General features: G+C 74.9%; 3 protein-coding genes. 2 read left to right on the forward strand and 1 reads right to left on the reverse strand.

Annotation, left to right across the window (positions count from 1 at the left end):
• The coding region (locus C1I97_RS35405) for an AMP-binding protein (protein WP_146608408.1) at positions 1-356 on the reverse strand (356 nt) is incomplete at its 3' end.
• Between the two features lie 188 nt (positions 357-544).
• On the opposite strand from C1I97_RS35405, the gene C1I97_RS35410 reads away from it, so the two are divergent.
• Together C1I97_RS35410 and C1I97_RS35415 are read left to right on the forward strand one after the other, a co-directional pair.
• Positions 545-1,369: a helix-turn-helix transcriptional regulator gene (locus C1I97_RS35410; RefSeq protein ID WP_111007047.1), complete on the forward strand. Its 825-nt coding sequence runs from the start codon at positions 545-547 to the stop codon at positions 1,367-1,369.
• A gap of 307 nt (positions 1,370-1,676) precedes the next feature.
• The coding region (locus tag C1I97_RS35415; RefSeq protein WP_181447066.1) for an AAA family ATPase at positions 1,677-2,428 on the forward strand (752 nt) is incomplete at its 3' end.

Consider the following 2,428-nt stretch of genomic DNA (forward strand, 5'->3'; position numbering starts at 1 on the left):
ACGACGGCGCGCAGCTTCATCGCGGCGAGCGCGGTCTCCCACAGCTCGGCCTGGTTGCCGAGCATGACGAGGACGCGGTCCCCGGCGGCGACGCCGCGGTCGCGCAGCCAGTTGGCGGCGCGGCTGGAGCGCTCGGCCATCTCGGCGAAGGAGAGGCGGGTCTCGGTGCCGTCCTCCTCGACGATGTGCAGGGCGGTGCGGCCGTTCCCCTCGGCGATGGCGTCGAACCAGTCCAGCGCCCAGTTGAAGTGGTCGGGGCGGGGCCACTCGAAACCGGCGTACGCCGTGGCGTAGTCCTCGCGGTGCTCCAGCAGGAAGTCCCGCGCACCGCGGAAGAGCTCCGTCGCCGTCGTCATCCGTCCTCCTGCTTTCCTGGTCGTTCGCCTCCGGGGCGCTCCGGCCCCGCGGCGCACTCCGTGGTGCCGGACCGTGCCGGACCATTGCCGGGCGGCTCTGTCACATCGTGTAATCAGTGATGCTGGCCCCACTACCCCCGAACGGGGGGTGTAGTGGGGCGGAAGGGCCGTGGCGAAGGGGCGAGCGAGTGACGGCGGACGCGTCCGGGGTGGCGGAGATCCGGGGTGCGCTGGTGCGGTTGCGGCGGGCGACGGGCCTGCCGGTCGCCTTCGGCGGGCTGATCGAGCCGGGCCGGCCGCGGGTGCGGATCAGCGAGCTGACGGGTACGACGACGCTCGCGCTGAGCTCGCTGGCGGTGACCTCGGGCAGCGGGCTGGGCGGCAAGGCGGTGGCGCTGGGCCGCCCGTGCGCGGTGACGGACTACTCGCTCTCCCGCCGGATCAGCCACGAGTACGACGCCCCGGTCGCCGCGGAGGGGCTGCGCTCGGTGCTGGCGGTGCCGGTGGTGGTACGGCGGCGGGTGCGCGGTGTGCTGTACGGCGCGCTGCGCACGGCCCAGCCGCTGGGCGACCGCACGCTGAGCGCGGCGGTGGAGGCGGCGCGGGACGTGGAGCAGGCGCTGGTGGTACGGGAGGAGGCGCGGGACCTGCTGACGGCGGCCCGCGCCGAGCCCGCCACCGACCCCGCCTGGGAGCAGGTCCGCGAGGCCCACGCGGCCCTGCGCGCCCTGGCCCCGCGGATCGGCGACCCCGGCCTGCGTGCCGAACTCCTCAGCGTCTGCGGTCTGTTGACCACGACTCCGGCTCCGGTGGAGGGCGTGAGCCTGACCCCGCGGGAGGTCGACGTGCTGACCTGTGTGGCCGTCGGCGCGACCAACGCCACCACTGCGGCCCGCCTGGGCCTGAGCCCGGAGACGGTGAAGGGCTACCTCCGCTCGGCCATGCGCAAACTGGGCGCCCACACCCGGGGAGAGGCGGTGGCGGCGGCCCGCCGGGCGGGGATGCTGCCGTAGGCGGCGCGCACGGCCCGCCACTCCCGCGCACGGCCCGCCGCCCCCGTACGCGGGCGTCCCGCCGTCCGGAGGACGCGGGCCCGCCTCCGCGGGGACGCCGGGAGGGCGTCGGCGGGAGTACCGTCCGCGGGGGCGTGGCGGTACCGTCGAGGGGCCGCGCGCGTGGGGTTTGTATTCATTCGGTGATGCTTTGAATTCGGTCATGCATCGGCCGTTGTTATTTCCCTCACCGTCCCGGCCGTCCGAAATTCCGGGGCTCGTTGCCTAGAATTTGGCCCGGACACGACACAGGAGGGGAGCGGCGAGCGTGCGACGGGACTTCAAGGGCCCTGCGGGCTGCCGTTCCGACCTGGTCATCGGCCAGGAGGAGCCGTCCGCGGCGGCGCGCGAGCAGCTCGCGCGCGGCGGGAGCGTGCTGCTGCACGGGCCGGCCGGAATAGGAAAGTCGACCGTGCTGCGGGCATTGGCCGCGGAATACGCCCCGACGGCCCGCACCGTGTTGCGCTGCTCCGCCACCGAGTCCGAATCCCACCTGCCCTTCCTGGCCCTGGCCGACCTCTTCGGCCTGGTCCTGGACGAGGTGTCCGGCAAGCTGCCCGCCGCCCAGCACACCGCGCTGGAGTCGGCGCTCACCGGCCGCGGCGAGTCCACCCTGCAGCGCGACGGCCTCGCCCTGCGCCTGGCCGTACTGTCCGCGCTGCGCGCGCTCGCCGCGAAGGGCCCGGTCCTGCTCGTCGCCGACGACCTGCAGTGGCTGGACCCGGCCAGCGCCGAACTGCTCGGCTTCGCCGCCCGGCGCCTGGGCGAGACGCCGGTACAGATGCTGTGCGCGGTGCGCACCGAGGACGAGGAGTACGACCGCCATCTGCGCGCCTGCCCGCCCGACACCCTCTCGGTCCGGCTGGACCCGCTGACCCGTACCCAGGTGTCCGCCCTGCTCGACCACCGCGGCTACGCCGGCCTGCCCCGCTCCACGGCCCGCGAGATCCACCGCACCAGCGGCGGCAACCCCCTGTTCGCGCTGGAGCTGGGCCGCGCCCTGGCCGAGAACCCCACCCC

Origin of the sequence: Streptomyces sp. NTH33 (assembly GCF_003236365.1) — a bacterium.
GTDB lineage: Bacteria > Actinomycetota > Actinomycetes > Streptomycetales > Streptomycetaceae > Streptomyces.